Consider the following 15340-nt stretch of genomic DNA (forward strand, 5'->3'; position numbering starts at 1 on the left):
GCCGCTAGGCTTCTTCAGGATTGATTATGATGAGACGCTCAAGCTTCCCGACGACGCGTGCTGTTATGGCAACATATTTCTGACGCTTCGTCAGAGACTTACGGACAAAGAGGAAGACGACATCGGGATCATTCGGCAATTCTTCTTCGACCGCCCGCGGCTCATCCGATCGAAGCCCGACGGAATTCGCGGTACGCAGAACCGAAGCCGCTCGATCTGGAATGAGTGCACCGCAATCGACTCACCCATCAAACGCACGTCACCGGAAGTCTTCCCCGCCGGCCGGTCCTGCCCTTCACTGGAAGTGGCGCGTGCTTTCCAAGGACGATCGCGAAGCGCTCGGAGCCATGAGCGATTCGCATCGACGGATTCCGGAACCGGCTCGACCGATACGCTCATCGACCGCATGGCGGAACCGATACGAGATCGGGATCTCCGGCGCGATCGCGTCTCCTACCGTCTCGATTGAATGCTTCGGTTCGACACCGCGCGCCGTCATTCCGGGGCGCGAGAGGCGAACCCGGAACCCACGACTGGCCTTGACGCCATGTCTCACATCAAATCCGGTTGATCCCTTCGGGATGGCGGATTTGGCCGGCGCTCAAGCGCCGCGTGGGCTGAACGGTCCGCTCCCCGCTTTGATCAAGCGGAGACCGGATCAGAGGCGCGCCTGAATGCGGCGGGCGATCTCGCCCAGGCGCTGCTCCAGGATCGTCGGCACCTCGCAGACATAGGAGACCGATTGGTTGCGCTCGTCGAAGATGCGCCGGTCCCAATTGAACTGGCTCTCCAGGTCCGCGACCTCCTTGGAGGCGACCTTAGTGGGGTCGGATTCCGGGCTGTCCTTGAGTTCGCTCACCTTGTCCGCCTCATCGCGGATGCGCTCGGCAAGCCGGCGCTGCCCCTGCGCGTAGCGGGTGATGCCGCTCATCACCGTGCTGCGCTCGCCGTTGATGACCTCGAACACGCCGGCGAAGACGCGGGTGAGCCGCTTGCCCTTCTCGGCCGGATCGAGTTTTGCCGTGAACTCGTCGAGCAGGATGTCGGCCTCGCGCAGTTCCGTGCGGCGGGAGGCGAGCTTGCGGGCGAGTTGGGCCGCCTCGCGATCGTTGCCCCATTCCCCGGCCTCGGCAAGGTCGGGGCCCGTCCATAACGAGCCGTAGCCGAGCGTCGTCACCTTACGCTGGGCGCAGGGCCAATCCGGATCGGCCTTGGGCTGCGCCAGGACGGGCCCGGCTGTCAGAAGAAGGGCGAGGCTGAGCGGGGCACGAACGGAGCGAAGAATCATGGTGCGTCTCTCAGGCGGCTTCGCCGGCCGGTCCGCCGCGCCGGGCCATGATGCCGCGGCCCGGATCGTAGGCGATTGCGGCGAGGGTGAAGAACAGGAGGCCGGTGCCGACCACGACGGCGCAGGCGACCGGCTCGAAACGCCCGTAGAGGGCGAACCGCACCAGCTCGACCGCGTGGGTGAACGGGTTGGCCTGGCAGATCAGGTAGAGCCACTCGCTCGATGCCCGGACCTGCCAGAGCGGATATAGGGCAGAAGAGGCAAAGAACATCGGGAAGATCACGAAATTCATGACGCTCGCGAAGTTCTCGAGCTGCCGCACCAGCGAGGACAGGAACAGGCCGATCGCCCCGAGCATCAGCCCCGAGGCCAGGAAGGCCGGCAGGGCGGCGAGGTAGCCGACCGGCGGGATGCCGGTCTCCCAGAACCAGGCGATGGCGAGGAAGGCGTAGGCCTGGACGATGGAGACGCTGGTTCCGGCGATCAGCTTGGCGAGCAGCAGCGTCCAGCGCGGATAGGGCGAGGTGAGCAACACCTTCATCGAGCCGACCTCGCGGTCGTAGACCATCGAGAGTGAGGATTGCATGCCGTTGAAGAGCTGGATCATGACGGCCAGCCCCGGCACCACGTAGGCCTCGTAGAGCACATAGGTCTCGTAGGGCGGCACGATCGAGGTGCCGAGCGTATTGCGGAAACCGGCGGCGAAGATGAACAGCCAGACCAGCGGGCGGACCATCGCCGAGAAGAAGCGCTCCTTCTGGTGGAAGAAGCGCAGCAGCTCGCGGCGTACGATGCCGCCGAGCGCGATGAGATAGCCGACCGCATCGAGCCGGCCGGCATGGGGGACGGGCGGTGCGCCAATCTCGGCGCGCGCCGCAACGGCAGGGTTCGGTGGGGAACTCATGCGGCGGATTTCACGGCTCTCGTGTCGGGTTCGGCGACGAGGCGGCGGAAGGCGGCCTCCAGCGTCTCGCCGGGGGTGCCGATCTCACCGGCCCGGCCGCGGGCGACGATGCGGCCCCTATGAAGAACGACCGCATCATCGTCGGGCGAGATCTCCTCGAAGATATGGGTCGCCCACAGCACCGACAGCCCCTCCTCACGGACCAGGGCGCGGACGATGGCGACGATGTCGGCGCGGGATTCGAGGTCGAGCCCCACGGTGGGTTCGTCGAGGAGCAGCAGGCGCGGCGCGTGGATCAGCGAGCGAGCGATCTCGATGCGCCGCGACTGGCCGCCGGAGAGGGTGCGGATCTTGTCGTTGCGCCGCTCGGCGAGCCCGACGCGGGCGAGCAGGGTCTCGATGCGGACTCGCGCCGCCGCCCGGCCGATGCCGTGCAGGCTGGCGTGGTAGTGCAGGTTCTGCGCCACGGTGAGGTCGGTATCCAGCGTCCGGGCCTGGAACACCACGCCGAGGCCGGCCAGCGCCCGCGACGGCTCGCGGTCGAGGGGATGGCCGAGGATCGAGACCCGGCCCTCCTGATGGTTGTAGAGCCGAGTGATTACCGAGAAGAGCGTGGTCTTGCCCGCGCCGTTGGGCCCGAGCAGCGCCATGAAATGCCCGCGCTCCACCGTCAGCGACACGTCGGAGAGCGCGGCGCGCTGGCCGAAGCGGTGGCTGACGCCGGCGACCTCGAGGGCGGCGCTCATTTCGGCAGCGCCCGCCGCGCGTCGTCGAGCGCCTCCAGGCACTCGTCGAACTCACCTTCGCCCTGCTCGCGTTCGGCGATCTTCAGGGCGCGCTGAAGCTTCTGCGGCACGGCCTCGGGCGCGAGCTTTTCCGCCTGCGCCCTCACCGCAGCGATGCCCTCGGCACAGGCAGCCTTGTCGTCGGCAAGCGCGGGGGCAGCGATGAGGAACAGGATGAGCGAGGTGCCGAAGCGCTTCATGAGGAGCCCCATCTCACTTCACCGTAATCGTGCCGGCCATGCCCTTCTCCTCTAGCCCCTGTGCGTACCACTTGTACGCCCCCGGCTTGATGGCGACGAACTCGATGGCGATCTCGCCGGGATCGTCGAATTCGAGGTGGTCGGGCGGACCGCCGCCGTGGATCTCCTTGTGCTCGATGACGATCTGGTTGAACCAGATGTAGCGGAAGAACTCGGGCGCGTAGAACTTGTACTCCTGCCGCCCCTTGGCGACGATGCGCAGCCGGTAGGCTTTGCCGGCCTCCAGCTCGATATCCTTATTCTCGACCACGAAGTCGTTGCCCTCGTCGTTGCCGAGGACGAGGTCGGGCAGGTTCTGGCGCTTCTTGGTGAGGTCGAGGGCGCCCGCAGGCGCACCGGCGAGCATCAGGGCCGCGGCGGCGAGGCCGAGGCGCGTCATCCATTTCATGTCGCTTCCTCCCGTCCTTCGCCGGCCTTGCATCGTCTTCTCCGTGGGCCGCCAGCGACTTTCGGAACGATGCCTTAGCCGGCGAACTGAAGTTATTTCTTCGAGATCGCCACGCCCCACGGCAGCAGCCCGACCGGGATGCTCTTGACCACCTTCAGCCCGTCCACGTCGATCACCGAGACGTCGTTGGAGGTGCCGTTGGTTGTGTAGAGCTGCTTCTCGTCGGGCGTGAAGGCGAGCTGCCAGACGCGCTGGCCGACCGGCAGGTACTTCTGCACCTCATAGGTCTTGGCATCGACCACGGCGACGCGGTTGGCCGGCCCCAGCGCGACGAAGGCCTTGGTCCCGTCCTTGGTCAGGCGTACACCCACGGGCTGGATCTGCTCGTCGGTGACGCTCGGGATCTTGAAGGTGATCTTCTTGATGACCTTGCGGGTGGCCACATCGATCACCGAGACCGTGCCGCCGACCTCTGCCGAGACCCAGAGGAGCTTGCCGTCCGAGGAGAACTCGGCGAAGCGGGGGCGCGCATCCACCAGCACGTTGTCGATCACCTCGAAGGTCTTGGTGTCGATGAAGTGGGCCATGTTGGTGGTCTCGGAGGTGTTCACGAGAACCTTGCCGTCCGGAGACAGGCCCATCCCCTCCGGCTCCACGCCGACCGGGATCTCGGCCAGCACCTTGTTCTTCTCGATGTCGATGATGGTGACTTGGCTGTCGTCCTCGTTGGCGACGTAGAGCGGATTGCCGCTCTGATCGAGGATGAACTGCTCCGGATCGGGTCCCGAGCGCAGCGAGCGGACCACCTTGCCGGTCGCCGTGTCGAGCACGTCGATGCGGTCGTCGTCGCTGGCGCAGACGAACAGCTCCTTGTCGTCCTTGGAGAGCGTCACGCCGCGCGGGCGCCGCCCGACCTTCCAGGTCGCGGTCACCGCCATGGTCGCGGTATCGATCACCGAGACGGTGTTGGCCTTCTCGTTGGTGACGTAGGCGGTGAAGGCCTGCGCCGTTCCGATCGTGCCGAGCCACGCCCCCGCGAGGCCGAACCAACTCCCCGCGAGCACCGCGCAACCCAACCCCGCCCTCACGCGAGCGACCATCGGCGTTCTCCCTGTCGTCTCCGGCGCGTCGTTGCGCGCCCGCGTTGAAAACTGTTGCAGCGACATGGCCCTCGCCGGCCGGTGCTCAAAGGAAAAACGGGCGGCGTGCGGTCGCTGGCCGGGTGGTCGATTGCCGCATCGGTCGCTGTTTCGCCCCAGAGCGGCCCGGAACGCTCGTCACCGGAATTTGCACGCCGTTTCCGGCTCGTCGGTGCCGAGCGTGTCGAGCGGCGTGCGCTGGTGGATGAAGCCAGGCTCGGGCGCCACCGACACCATCGCCTTGGGCTGCACCACGATGATCGGCTGTCGCAACTGATGGTCCCAGGGACGGTAGGTCAGCGAGACGCCCTTGTAGGCCGGCAGCGAGAATTCGGGCGTGACGAAGTGGGCGGCGAGCTTGGCCGGATCGGTGCCTCGCACCTGTGTCGCCGCCTCGCCGACGGTGCGCACCGCCGCCCAGACCTGATAATCGAGCGGCCGCATCAGGCGCCCGGCGAGCCGGCGGAAGCGGTTCTGCGCCTGGGCCGCGCCCCAGGTCTCCAGCGTCGGGTGCCAGGTGGTGGCGATCAGCCCCTGCGTTCCGGCCACGGGGCGCGGATCGACGGTGCGGAAGGGGACGTAATCGCCCCAATCGCCCTCCTCGTCGGCGACCACCGCCATGTCGTAGTCGAGCCCGCGGGTGAAGACCATCGCCTCGGCCCGGGTCGGCGTGTCGCCGCGGGCCTTGGCCAGGGGCCCGAAGGTCCAGGGCTTTTCCGCGGTGATCTTGAGCCCGAACTTGCGGGCGGAGTTCTTCATCGCCTCCGCGTAAGCCTTGTCGCGCTCGCTCGGACCGACGATCAGGAAGATCTTCCGCCAGCGCATCAGCGTCAGGTACTGCGCTAGGGCATCCGTCTGCATGGCGCGGCTCGGCAGCACGTGGAACAGGTTGGCGCGGCAATCGGCCCCGCGCAGCCGGTCGTCCGGCGCACCGGCGTTGAGGATGACGGCCCCCGTATCCTTCAGGGCGTCGGCCACCGCCAGCACCTCGGCGGCCGGCAGGGTCAGCACGAAGAATTTCACGCCTTTGTCCGCCAACGCCTTGGCGGCCTCGACCGGATTCTGCTCGGCTTCGAGGGCGACCTCGTCGAGGGCGAAGGTCTGCTTGGTGAAGCGGCCGGTGGTGTTGTTGTCCTTCACCGCCATCCGCGCGCCGGCGACGCCGAGATCCTCGGGATCGGCCTCCGCATCGTAGGAGGACGGCGCCGGCACCGGGCGATAGAGCACGGCGACGCGCGTCTCGGAGCCGGGAACCGGTGTGGCCGCCCCGGCGGTCGGCGAGCCCGACGGCGGTTCGCCGGTGGCGGCCTTCGGCTCCTGGGCGTGCAGGGGGAGGGTCAGGGCCGCGGCCAGGCTGGTCGCGAGGCCGACGGCGAGGAGAGTCGAGACGGACGAACGCATTGCCCGGCAGGCTAGCAACATCTTGCCACCGGCCTCAACGACGGAAGCATAAGATTTTCATAAGACTACGAGCCCGCGCCCCCTGGACGGTGCGATCGCGACATGGCTCGCATCCATTGCTGGACTCGCCGATACGCTCGGGACGATTGCGCGGACCGTTGCCAAATGATCCGGGAAACCAAGTTACAGGCTGTCCGCGCGGTACCGCGCCCGATCCAGGCTCCGATCCCATGCGACTTCGCGCCCTCCTGCCCGCCCTCACCCTCCTGTCCGCGCTCACCAACACCGCTTCGGCGGAGGAGCCGGCGCGCAAGGCGGCGATCTTCCCGGCGGAGGTGAACGATCCGACCCTGGCCTATGGCCGCAAGCCGCTGCCGGCCGATCAGAAGCGCCTCGACCTCGTCACCGACGTGCTGCGCAAGCAGCTCGCCGAGAAGGGCGGCCTTGAGAGCGTCGATCTCGGCCCTCAGGCGGAAGAAATCCGCAAGGAAAGCCCGCTCTACAAGTGCAACGGCTGCACCGCGCCGATCGCCAAGGCGCTCGGGGCAGAGCTCGCCGTCACCACCTTCGCCGACAAGGGCGCCAACCAGTTGTTCAGCCTCGTCGTCACCATCGCCGAGGCCGAGAGCGGCAAGGTCGTGCGCCAGGGCCAAGCCGTGATAAGAGCCAACACCGACGACGACTGGTCCCACGCCGCGCGCTGGATCGTGAAGAACCGCCTGCTGGCCGAGCCGCTGCCCGGTCGTTCCTGAGGCGGGGCTTGTGCGGGCGCGCAAGGCTGAGCAAGAACGTTCCCCGTGTCCGACATCCAACCGATTTCCTCCGTGCGTCCCCGCCTGCTCGTCAGCGTGCGCGGGCCCGACGAAGCCCTGACCGCGCTCCGGGCCGGGGCTGACCTGATCGACGCCAAGGATCCCGAGCGTGGGGCGCTCGGCGCCCTCCCGGCTGAGACCGTCCGCGCCGTCGCCGCCGGCATCGGCAGGCGGGCCGTCACCAGCGCGGTGGCCGGTGACGGAACGGGAACCGAGATCGCCGCCGCCATCGCGGAGATGGCCGCGACGGGCGTGGATTTCATCAAGATCGCGGTCGGCACCGCGGACGACGACGCCCTGGCCGAGGCTGCCGCGCGGGCGCCGGGCCGGGTGATCGGCGTCCTGTTCGCCGAGGACGGCCTCGCCGGCGATGCGTTGCCCGCGCGTCTGGCTGCCGCGGGCTTCGTCGGAGCCATGATCGACACGCGCGGCAAGACGGGAACGGCGCTGCCCACCCTGATGTCCGCGCCGCAGCTCGCCGCCTTCGTCGCCGGTTGCCGCGCGCACGGCCTGATGAGCGGGCTTGCCGGCTCACTCGGGCTTGCCGACATCCCGGCGCTGGCGAGGCTCAACCCCGATTATCTCGGCTTCCGCGGCGGCCTCTGCCGCGACGGCGACCGGCGGCAGGCACTCGACGGCGCGCGGGTCGCGCGGGCGGTGACGGCGATGCGGGACAGCCCGCGGGCCGACGCGGCGTGACAGCCATGACAAGTTCAACGCCAACCCCTCTCGCCGGCGGAGGGGGGAGCGATTCAGGCCGCACCGTCATCAAGATCGGCGGCAGCCTCGTCTCCGATGGGGCCCGGCTTCGCGCCACCCTCACCGATTGCGTGGACAACGCCTCTGTGGCGATCGTGCCCGGCGGCGGCCCCTTTGCCGACGCGGTGCGGACGGCGCAGGCCGCGCTCGGCTTCGACGACGGGCTCGCTCACCGCCTCGCCCTCGACGCCATGGGCCGCATGGCCGAGGTGTTTGGCGCGCTAGAACCGAGGCTGGCCGTCGCTGCGAGCCCGGAGGCCGTGGCCGACGCCCTCGCCCAGGGCCGCTCGGTGATCTGGGATCCGGTTGCGGTCAAAGCGGGTCATCCCGACATCGCCGAGAGTTGGGCGATCACCTCCGACAGCCTCGCCCTCTGGCTTGCCGGCATGCTCGGCGCGGAGCGCTGCATTCTGGTTAAGTCGGCTAATATCCCGGCGCGAACCGATCCGGCTTCGCTGGCGCAGGCCGGCCTCGTCGATGCCGCCTTCCCCCGTTTCGCGGCCGCCTTTCCTGGGGCGATCGTGATCCGAGGCCCCGACGCTTCCTGCGAGAGGCCCGCCGCATGAGCGCGCCCGAACACCTCGTCTTCATCACCGGCAAGCTGGCCCATGCCCGCCTCGAGAAGGTCGCCGCCACGCTGCCAGCCGAGCGCTTCACCTGGAGCATTGCCGATGCCGGGGTGAAGGTCGCCGCGCTGATGACCGAGGAGATCATCAAGCGCCGGGTGCAGATGCCCGACGGCGCGACCCGCATCGTCCTGCCCGGTCGCTGCCGCGCCAACCCGGACGCGCTGGCTCAGCATTTCGGCCTGCCTGTGGAGCGGGGCCCTGACGAGATCGTCGATTTGCCGGCTTACCTCGGCCTCACCGGGCGCAAGGTCGACCTCTCGCGCCATGACCTGCGCATCTTCTCCGAGATCGTCGACGCCTCGAAGATGACGCCGGACCAGATCCTGGCCAAGGGCCTCGACCTGGCCCGACGCGGTGCCGACGTGATCGATCTCGGTGGCTTGCCCGACACGGCCTTTCCGCATCTCGAGGACAGCGTGCGGGCCCTGAAGGGCGCCGGGCTGAAGGTCAGCGTCGATTCCTTCTCGCTCGACGAATTGACCCGCGGCGCGCGCGCCGGCGCCGACTATCTGCTGAGCCTCAACGAGGAGAGGCTCGACCTCGCTTTCGAGACCGACGCGGTGCCGATCCTCGTGCCTATGCGGCCCGACGACCTGCCCTCGCTGGATCGGGCCATCGAGCGGATGGAGCAGGCAGGCCGTCCCTACATGGCGGATCCGATCCTGGAGCCGATTCATTTCGGCTTCGTCGATTCGATCGTCCGCTATCGCGAGATCCGGGCGCGTTGGCCGAACATCGAGATGATGATGGGCACCGGCAACCTCACCGAACTCACCGAGGCCGACAGCCTCGGCGTCACCGCGCTCCTCGTCGGCATGTGCTCCGAACTCGCCATCCGCAACGTGCTCATCGTGCAGGTCTCGAACCACACCCGCCGCACGGTGGAGGAGCACGACGCCGCCCGCCGGGTGATGTACGCGGCACGAGAGGACGCCGCCCTGCCCAAGGGCTACGGCCGCGACCTTCTGGCGCTTCACGACAAGCGCCCCTTCGTGCAGACCCCCGACGAGATCGCGGCCCTCGCCGCGGAGGTGCGCGATCCCAATTACCGCATCGCGGTGGCCGAAGACGGCATCCACGTCTACAACCGCGACCGTCACACCACCGGCACCGACGCGATGGCCTTCTTCCCCGAACTGAGCGTGGAGAGCGACGGCGCGCACGCCTTCTATCTCGGAGGCGAGTTGACCAAGGCCGAGACCGCGTTCCGGCTCGGCAAGCGCTACGTGCAGGACGAACCGCTCGACTGGGGCTGCGCCGCCGACCGGACCCAGGAAGACACCACCGCCTTCAAGGCGGCCGGGCCGACAAAAGCCGCCCACACCAAGCATAGCGGCCCCAAGGCGTCCGCCGCCGAGCGCGCCGCCGCGGCCGGACCGGAGCAGGGTGCGAGTCCGCCTGAAACCGAGACGGGACGCGGCTCGGAGGCCGAGCCCGATCGACTTTCGGAGCCAAAGAGCGGCCGCATCGTCTGCGGCCGCCTGGTGACGGACGAGGGCCGAAGCTGAGATGCCGCTGATCCTGGAAACCGTCGTCACGACCCTGTCGGCGACGGGCGCGATGCATCTCGTGCCGTTCGGCCTGATCCGCGAGGGCGAGGAGTTCGTGCTCGCCCCGTTTCGACCCTCGCCGACGATCGAGAACCTCGCGCAGCGCCCCTACTTTACGGCCTCGGCACCCAGCGATGTGCGGGTGATCGCCGGCGTCGTAACGGGGCGGCGCGATTGGCCGGTGGTGGATTGCGACCGCGTCCCCGGCAAGCGGCTCGCCGAGTGCTTCGGCCATGCCGAGTTCGAGGTGGCGGCGATCGAGGACGATCCCCAGCGCCCGCGCTATCGCGGGCGGATGGTGCACGCGGTGAGCCACGTGCCGTTCATCGGCTACAACCGGGCGCAAGCGGCGGTGATCGAGGCGGCGATCCTGTCCACGCGGCTCCACATGCTGGAGCCGGAAAAGGTCCTGACGGAGATGGCCTATCATGCCATAGCCATCGCCAAGACCGCCGGCCCTACTGAGCGCGAGGCCTGGGACTGGATCGAGGACAAGGTCGCGGGGGCCCTCGGGCGCACCGGCCGCGTCCTTGACGGAACGAGCCGCCCCCTGTGAGGCGCCAGGGGCTTCGAGACATTCCCAAGGAGATTCCCGGTTTGAAGCGGATCGCACTGCTCGCCGCCGCGGCGCTCGCCGTCACCGCCGTGGCAGCGGAGGCTCAGCACGCCCCGACGCGGCGCAAGATCGTCGAGAGCATCACCATCGACGCTTCCCCCGACAAGGTCTGGTCGGTGGTCGGCAACCCGGCGGATGCCAACTGGATCGAGAACGTGACCCGCGGCGAACGGCAGGGGAGCGCCGACAAACCGGTCTTCCGCCTGACGCTGAAGAACGGCCACGTCATCGTCGAGGAGGCCCGCAAGCTCGATGCCGAGCGCAAAAGCTTCGCCTACTACATCCTCGAGAACGAGGTGGCCGACCTGCCTGCCAAGGATTACTCGGCCACGATCTCGGTGCAGCCCGAGGGCGCGCAGGCGCGGGTCGAATGGCGGGCCGCGTTCTATCGCGGCCATCCGAACAACGACCCGCCGCCCGAACTCAACGACGAGAATTCGGAGACGCGCGTGCGGGCCTGGATTCATGCCAGCCTTGAGAACCTCAAGGCCAGGCTTGAGAAGAGCGGCTCCTGACACAAGTCGCTCGAACCAAGGGTGAAGCGGCCATGCTCGGCGGCTTCGATGGGAGGAGAAAACACATGAAGTTCAGGACGCTCGCCGCCGTGGCGGCGCTCGCCACGGTGACGTTTGCCGCGCAGGCGCACGGCCCGACCCGGCAGAAGGTTTCGGAGTCGATCGAGATCAACGCCCCCGCCGACAAGGTCTGGGCGATCGTCGGCAACTTCCAGGACGGAAGCTGGATCCCGGTGGTCGAGAAGACCGAGGGCAAGGGCGGCAACGAGGTCAAGGCGACCCGCACGCTGACGCTGAAGGGCGGCGCCACGGTCGAGGAAGAGCTTGCCAAGTACGACGCCGAGAAGAAGACCCTGATGTACCGGATCACCAAGGTCGACGTGAAGACCCTGCCGGTGAACGACTATTCCTCGACGATCGAGGTAGAGGGCGACGGCGCCAAGACCAAGATGACGTGGCGCGGCGCGTTCTACCGCGGCTACATGAACAACGATCCGCCGCCCGAGCTGAACGACGAGGCCTCCAAGAAGGCCGTGCTCGGCCTCTACAAGGCGGGCCTGGAGAACGTGAAGGCCAAGGCCGAGAAGGGCTCGTAAGGCTTCGATAATGCGGATGGCCGGCGTGCTTCGATCCGATCGGCGGGCGCGCCGGCCGTCCAACGCTTCCTCCGGCCGCGGGGGGAGAGCCTGGATCTGGGGCCTCCTCGGGATGGCCTCGCTCTCCGTCCCCGCCCTGGCCCAGGAAGCCCTCGTCACGGCGCAACTCGGCAACGCCGTCGAGATCGTCGATCTCGCGTCGAAGAAAATCCTGCACTCGATTCCCGTGGCGGGAGCACCAGCCGGAATTGCCCTCTCGCCCGACCGGAAAACCGCCTACGTCACCCGCCCCGAGGGCCACGGCGTCTCGGTGATCGACCTCGACGCGCGCAAGGTCACGGCGAGCCTCGACCTGCCCGGCGGCCCGCTCGGCATCGGTGTCAATCCGAAATCCGGCGAGGTCTACGTCGCCGACTGGTACGGCACCCGAGTCTTCGTCCTGCGCCCGAATGCGGAGGGCCTGACACTGGAGGGCGAGATTGCCACCGGGAAGTCCCCGTCCGGCATCGCCGTCACGCCGGACGGCGCCACGCTGCTGGTGGCCAACCGCGAATCCGACTCGGTCTCGATCATCGACGTGGGCACCCGTCGGGAGACGCGGCGCGTCGCGGTCGGCCAGCACCCGTTCGGCCTCACCCTCTCGGCGGACGCGACCCGAGCCTACACCGCCAACGTGGTCTCGAACGACGTCTCGGCCATCGATGTCGGGGCCGGCCGCGAGACCGGCCGCATCACCACCGGCCAGCGGCCCTACGTGATCGCGCTCGCTGCCGGCAAGGGGTTCGTGACCGACCAGTATTCCAACACCGTGACGGTGTTCGACCCCGAGACCCTCAAGGTGATCACCGCGATCGATGTCGGCGACCATCCCGAGGGGATCGCCGCCACGCGGGATGGGAAGACCATCGTCGTCGCCAACTGGGGCGACAACGCCTTGAGCCTGATCGATCCGGTCAGCCTCGCCGTCACCGGCACGGTCGAGACCGGCGACGGGCCGCGCGCCTTCGGAGACTTTTTGCGATAGCGGCTCAGGCGGCCGCAGGCGGCTCACCGGACCCCGTCTCGGCGGGCGAATTGAGGATGTCTTCCAACTCGTCCACGAGGCGGTCGATCTGGTCGTCGCTCGCGAGCACCCGTGTGGTGCGGCCGTCCTCGGTGACGAAGGCCAGCTCGATCGCCTCGCCGGTGCGGGTGGCCAGGATGCGGGCGAGCTTGTTTCCTGCGGTCATTCGCATCTCCTCGTGACGTATCCCCGACAACGCGCGGCGCCGGCCCGGTTCCTCACGCGATCAGGCCGACGGCGACCGCCGGCCCACAGGTCGAGACCCAGGCGGCCTCCCCGCGCAGGTGTGCGGCGATGGTCTCGGTCAGCGGCACCGAGCGTCGCCCGAGACGTGCGGCGAGCCGTTCGGCCAGGAAGCGGCCAGCACCGCAGACGACGAGCGGTGCGTCCTCCGGCAGATCGGCGCGCGACAGCAGCACCGCGGCGGCATCGTGCAGGGGGCGTAACTGCGCCTCGGCGAACCACGCGGCCAGCGCCCGCCACTCCGCCTCGCTCCCCTCCCCCCGGTCGCGGCCGACCATGCGGGCGAGCCGGGTCTCGGTCTCGGGGATCGACTTGCCCTTGAGGTCGGCGCTGTATTGCTGGTCGGCCCCTTCGGGCAGGTCGCCGGTGAGGCGGTAGATGTCGGCGGTGCTGGCGAAGGTCTCGGCCATCAGCCGCGTGCGCCGGCCGTGCCAGGGGGCGTGGGTGGCGAAAGCGAGGAGCGGCGTGCGCACGACGCCGGTATAGACGAGCTCACCCGTCTCCAGGCGCTCCGCGTCGCTATAGCCCTCCGCGGCCGGTGCGCCCTGCACGATCGGGATCAGGTCGGCGGTGGTCGAGCCGATATCGACCAGAAGCGCGTGGCCCGCGTGCCGGCCGATCAGCGCGGCGGTGGCGTGCCAGTTGGCCGAGGCGATGTCGGCGGCATGCGTGCGAGCCTCCTCGACCGACACGAAGTCGGCGCGGCCGGCATAGATCCTCACGTCGCCCGTCAGCGTCGCGGCAGCCCAGGCGGAGAGCTGGTGAACCCCGTTCGCCCGGTCGGCAAAGCAATCGGTCAGTTCGCCGGTCATGGTGACCGCGTGATGAGCCTCGCCGCGCACCCAATCCGGCAATTGCGCGAAGGTCTCATCAAGGGCGGGGACGCCGCGCCAGAGCCGGCAGGGCGCCTGCACCGCCTCGACCACGCAGCCGTCCTCGACGAGGGCCGCCTTGACATGCACCCCGCCGAGATCCCACCCGATGACCCTGTTGTTCGTCCGGTTCACACGATGTCTCACGGTTCTGAAGGGGCCCCGCCGTTTCGGCTGATCCCGGTGATCGACCTGCGCCGAGGGCAGGTGGTGCGCGCCCGCGCGGGCGAGCGGGACGCCTATGCCCCGATCGACACCCCCTTGGCCAGAGGCTCGCGGCCCGCCGACATCGCCCGCGGCCTGCTCGATGCCGTCGGAACCGATTGCCTCTACGTCGCCGATCTCGATGCGATCATGGACGGCGTCGAGCCCGACGGTGCCAGCCTGGAGGCGGTGGCAAGCGCCTGTCCCGGGGTGAGGCTGTGGGTCGATGCCGGCTTCTCCGATCTGTCCGCAGTTGAGCGCTTCACCCAGCTCGGCCTCGGCCGTCCGGTGATCGGCAGCGAGAGCCAGCGCGATGCCGGGCTCGTGCGCGCCCTCGGCAACCGTGCCGTGCTCTCACTCGACACGCGCGGCGCGGAGCGGCTCGGGCCGGAGGCCCTGCACGAGGAGGCGGGGTCGTGGCCGGAGGACGTGATCGTGATGACGCTCGCGCGGGTCGGCACCGGCACGGGTCCGGATCTCTCCGGGATCTCACGAGCGGTCGCGCTCGGCCAGCACCGGCGGATCTACGCGGCCGGCGGCGTGCGGGGGCCGGAGGATGTGGCGGCTCTCGCGCAGGCCGGCGCCGCGGGGGCGCTCGTGGCCTCGGCGATCCATGACGGGCGGCTGCGCTGAAAGGCCTTCGCCCAAAAAGAAAGGGACGGCCGAAGCCGTCCCAATCCATCAACGTCCAAGGAAGATCGAAGCCAGTCGCTGGAGCAGACCCCGCGGTGCGGGCGGAGGCTCGCTCTGCCCAGGACTGCCTCCGATCTAAGCGTTGGCGGCGAAGGGGTGGGTCGCCGACTTACGCTGCTCGGTCACGGCCGAAGCCTTCGGCTCGCCGTTGACGGCGCGCTGGATCGAGAGCTTGGTGGCCTCGTAGTTGTACTTCTGGATCTTGGCGTCGTCGGCCGCTTCCCAGTGGATGAACACGCCGACCAGCACGTACAGGTCGTCGGCCTCGTCCGCCGGGATGATGCCTTCGGCAACCGCGTCCTGCACGGCCATGGCGACGCCGTGCTGAGCCGGGCCGAACATCTGGACGGCCTGACGGGCGTCGTTGATGGTGACCTTGTTGAACATCAGCGTGTTCGGCTTGCACGGCAGGTTCGGCGCGATCACGGCGAGCAGGCTGGTGAAGCCGTGCTTGTTGTTCACGAGGCCGTTGCAGAAGGCCGTCTCGGCCGGCGAACCGCGCGGTCCGATGATGAGGTCGATGTGGGCGACCTCGTTGCCGTCGCCGACGAGGGCTTCGCCGACCTGAACCTTGGTGATCTTTGCCATTCGGGGTCTCTCCCTGGATTCCTGAAAAAAGGCCC

Annotated in this window: 19 protein-coding genes; 9 read left to right on the forward strand and 10 right to left on the reverse strand. The window is 68.6% G+C overall.

Annotated features, from left to right (window positions below; translation table 11 throughout):
• Positions 1-658: 658 nt before the first annotated feature.
• From MFF24_RS05310 to pedA1, 7 genes are all read right to left on the reverse strand, one after another.
• Positions 659-1288 (reverse strand): hypothetical protein, encoded by a 630-nt coding sequence (locus tag MFF24_RS05310; RefSeq protein WP_238223012.1) that lies wholly within the window; start codon positions 1286-1288, stop codon positions 659-661.
• Positions 1289-1298: 10 nt separating this feature from the next.
• Positions 1299-2192 carry a lanthanide ABC transporter permease protein PedC gene (gene pedC, locus MFF24_RS05315; protein ID WP_238223014.1) on the reverse strand — a complete coding sequence of 298 codons (894 nt, stop codon included), beginning with the start codon at positions 2190-2192 and terminating at the stop codon, positions 1299-1301.
• The gene (gene pedB / locus MFF24_RS05320) at positions 2189-2938 is read right to left on the reverse strand and encodes a lanthanide ABC transporter ATP-binding protein PedB/LutE (protein ID WP_238223016.1); all 750 of its coding nucleotides are present in this window, start codon (positions 2936-2938) and stop codon (positions 2189-2191) included. The genes pedC and pedB overlap by 4 nt, the downstream gene beginning before the upstream one ends.
• Positions 2935-3189, reverse strand: a complete 255-nt coding sequence (locus MFF24_RS05325) for a hypothetical protein (protein ID WP_238223023.1) — start codon at positions 3187-3189, stop codon at positions 2935-2937. Before MFF24_RS05325 ends, pedB begins: the two co-directional genes overlap by 4 nt.
• Position 3190: 1 nt before the next feature.
• Positions 3191-3625, reverse strand: coding sequence for a cupredoxin domain-containing protein (locus MFF24_RS05330; protein ID WP_238223025.1), 435 nt, complete (start codon positions 3623-3625; stop codon positions 3191-3193).
• Between the two features lie 92 nt (positions 3626-3717).
• A complete protein-coding gene (locus MFF24_RS05335; protein ID WP_133088176.1) occupies positions 3718-4725 on the reverse strand; it encodes a YVTN family beta-propeller repeat protein in 1008 nt (335 codons plus the stop codon).
• A 177-nt stretch (positions 4726-4902) separates the two neighbouring features.
• On the reverse strand, positions 4903-6165 hold the full coding sequence (gene pedA1, locus MFF24_RS05340) for a lanthanide ABC transporter ABC transporter substrate-binding protein PedA1 (RefSeq protein WP_238223028.1): 1263 nt from the start codon (positions 6163-6165) through the stop codon (positions 4903-4905).
• A gap of 230 nt (positions 6166-6395) precedes the next feature.
• Here pedA1 and MFF24_RS05345 point away from each other — a divergent pair, with 230 nt between their 5' ends.
• The 8 genes from MFF24_RS05345 (at position 6396) to MFF24_RS05380 (ending at position 12666) form a co-directional block, all read left to right on the forward strand.
• On the forward strand, positions 6396-6917 hold the full coding sequence (locus MFF24_RS05345) for a DUF3280 domain-containing protein (RefSeq protein WP_238223030.1): 522 nt from the start codon (positions 6396-6398) through the stop codon (positions 6915-6917).
• Positions 6918-6962: 45 nt separating this feature from the next.
• Entirely contained in the window at positions 6963-7676 is a 714-nt protein-coding gene (locus MFF24_RS05350) for a (5-formylfuran-3-yl)methyl phosphate synthase (protein ID WP_238223032.1), read from the forward strand.
• Between the two features lie 5 nt (positions 7677-7681).
• Entirely contained in the window at positions 7682-8302 is a 621-nt protein-coding gene (locus MFF24_RS05355) for an amino acid kinase family protein (protein ID WP_238223034.1), read from the forward strand.
• Positions 8299-9873, forward strand: a complete 1575-nt coding sequence (locus MFF24_RS05360) for a DUF6513 domain-containing protein (protein WP_238223036.1) — start codon at positions 8299-8301, stop codon at positions 9871-9873. The genes MFF24_RS05355 and MFF24_RS05360 overlap by 4 nt, the downstream gene beginning before the upstream one ends.
• A gap of 1 nt (position 9874) precedes the next feature.
• Entirely contained in the window at positions 9875-10471 is a 597-nt protein-coding gene (locus MFF24_RS05365; RefSeq protein WP_238223038.1) for a DUF447 domain-containing protein, read from the forward strand.
• A 41-nt stretch (positions 10472-10512) separates the two neighbouring features.
• On the forward strand, positions 10513-11046 hold the full coding sequence (locus MFF24_RS05370) for an SRPBCC family protein (RefSeq protein WP_238223040.1): 534 nt from the start codon (positions 10513-10515) through the stop codon (positions 11044-11046).
• Positions 11047-11111: 65 nt separating this feature from the next.
• Positions 11112-11642, forward strand: a complete 531-nt coding sequence (locus MFF24_RS05375; protein ID WP_238223041.1) for an SRPBCC family protein — start codon at positions 11112-11114, stop codon at positions 11640-11642.
• 16 nt (positions 11643-11658) lie between these two features.
• Complete coding sequence (locus MFF24_RS05380) at positions 11659-12666, forward strand: beta-propeller fold lactonase family protein (protein ID WP_373322657.1); 1008 nt, start codon at positions 11659-11661, stop codon at positions 12664-12666.
• A 4-nt stretch (positions 12667-12670) separates the two neighbouring features.
• Here MFF24_RS05380 and MFF24_RS05385 read toward each other — a convergent pair whose 3' ends face one another.
• Together MFF24_RS05385 and MFF24_RS05390 are read right to left on the reverse strand one after the other, a co-directional pair.
• Positions 12671-12871, reverse strand: a complete 201-nt coding sequence (locus tag MFF24_RS05385) for a hypothetical protein (RefSeq protein WP_096484828.1) — start codon at positions 12869-12871, stop codon at positions 12671-12673.
• A gap of 52 nt (positions 12872-12923) precedes the next feature.
• On the reverse strand, positions 12924-13955 hold the full coding sequence (locus tag MFF24_RS05390) for a hydantoinase/oxoprolinase family protein (RefSeq protein ID WP_238223046.1): 1032 nt from the start codon (positions 13953-13955) through the stop codon (positions 12924-12926).
• A 3-nt stretch (positions 13956-13958) separates the two neighbouring features.
• Here MFF24_RS05390 and MFF24_RS05395 point away from each other — a divergent pair, with 3 nt between their 5' ends.
• Entirely contained in the window at positions 13959-14657 is a 699-nt protein-coding gene (locus tag MFF24_RS05395; RefSeq protein WP_238223051.1) for a HisA/HisF-related TIM barrel protein, read from the forward strand.
• A 135-nt stretch (positions 14658-14792) separates the two neighbouring features.
• Here MFF24_RS05395 and fae read toward each other — a convergent pair whose 3' ends face one another.
• Complete coding sequence (gene fae, locus MFF24_RS05400) at positions 14793-15305, reverse strand: 5,6,7,8-tetrahydromethanopterin hydro-lyase (RefSeq protein WP_108939831.1); 513 nt, start codon at positions 15303-15305, stop codon at positions 14793-14795.
• Positions 15306-15340: the final 35 nt, after the last annotated feature.

Origin of the sequence: Methylorubrum aminovorans (assembly GCF_022179725.1) — a bacterium.
Taxonomy (GTDB): domain Bacteria; phylum Pseudomonadota; class Alphaproteobacteria; order Rhizobiales; family Beijerinckiaceae; genus Methylobacterium; species Methylobacterium aminovorans.

What these genes read in the sequence shown, in the direction of transcription:
- MFF24_RS05395 (WP_238223051.1), top strand. Translation starts at nt 13,959, where the DNA reads ATGTCTCACGGTTCTGAAGGGGCCCCGCCGTTTCGGCTGATCCCGGTG.
- MFF24_RS05330 (WP_238223025.1), bottom strand. Translation starts at nt 3,625, where the DNA reads ATGAAATGGATGACGCGCCTCGGCCTCGCCGCCGCGGCCCTGATGCTC.
- pedC (WP_238223014.1), bottom strand. Translation starts at nt 2,192, where the DNA reads ATGAGTTCCCCACCGAACCCTGCCGTTGCGGCGCGCGCCGAGATTGGC.
- MFF24_RS05365 (WP_238223038.1), top strand. Translation starts at nt 9,875, where the DNA reads ATGCCGCTGATCCTGGAAACCGTCGTCACGACCCTGTCGGCGACGGGC.
- MFF24_RS05385 (WP_096484828.1), bottom strand. Translation starts at nt 12,871, where the DNA reads ATGACCGCAGGAAACAAGCTCGCCCGCATCCTGGCCACCCGCACCGGC.
- pedA1 (WP_238223028.1), bottom strand. Translation starts at nt 6,165, where the DNA reads ATGCGTTCGTCCGTCTCGACTCTCCTCGCCGTCGGCCTCGCGACCAGC.
- MFF24_RS05375 (WP_238223041.1), top strand. Translation starts at nt 11,112, where the DNA reads ATGAAGTTCAGGACGCTCGCCGCCGTGGCGGCGCTCGCCACGGTGACG.
- MFF24_RS05335 (WP_133088176.1), bottom strand. Translation starts at nt 4,725, where the DNA reads ATGGTCGCTCGCGTGAGGGCGGGGTTGGGTTGCGCGGTGCTCGCGGGG.
- MFF24_RS05380 (WP_373322657.1), top strand. Translation starts at nt 11,659, where the DNA reads ATGGCCGGCGTGCTTCGATCCGATCGGCGGGCGCGCCGGCCGTCCAAC.
- fae (WP_108939831.1), bottom strand. Translation starts at nt 15,305, where the DNA reads ATGGCAAAGATCACCAAGGTTCAGGTCGGCGAAGCCCTCGTCGGCGAC.
- pedB (WP_238223016.1), bottom strand. Translation starts at nt 2,938, where the DNA reads ATGAGCGCCGCCCTCGAGGTCGCCGGCGTCAGCCACCGCTTCGGCCAG.
- MFF24_RS05360 (WP_238223036.1), top strand. Translation starts at nt 8,299, where the DNA reads ATGAGCGCGCCCGAACACCTCGTCTTCATCACCGGCAAGCTGGCCCAT.
- MFF24_RS05325 (WP_238223023.1), bottom strand. Translation starts at nt 3,189, where the DNA reads ATGGGGCTCCTCATGAAGCGCTTCGGCACCTCGCTCATCCTGTTCCTC.
- MFF24_RS05345 (WP_238223030.1), top strand. Translation starts at nt 6,396, where the DNA reads ATGCGACTTCGCGCCCTCCTGCCCGCCCTCACCCTCCTGTCCGCGCTC.
- MFF24_RS05310 (WP_238223012.1), bottom strand. Translation starts at nt 1,288, where the DNA reads ATGATTCTTCGCTCCGTTCGTGCCCCGCTCAGCCTCGCCCTTCTTCTG.
- MFF24_RS05355 (WP_238223034.1), top strand. Translation starts at nt 7,682, where the DNA reads ATGACAAGTTCAACGCCAACCCCTCTCGCCGGCGGAGGGGGGAGCGAT.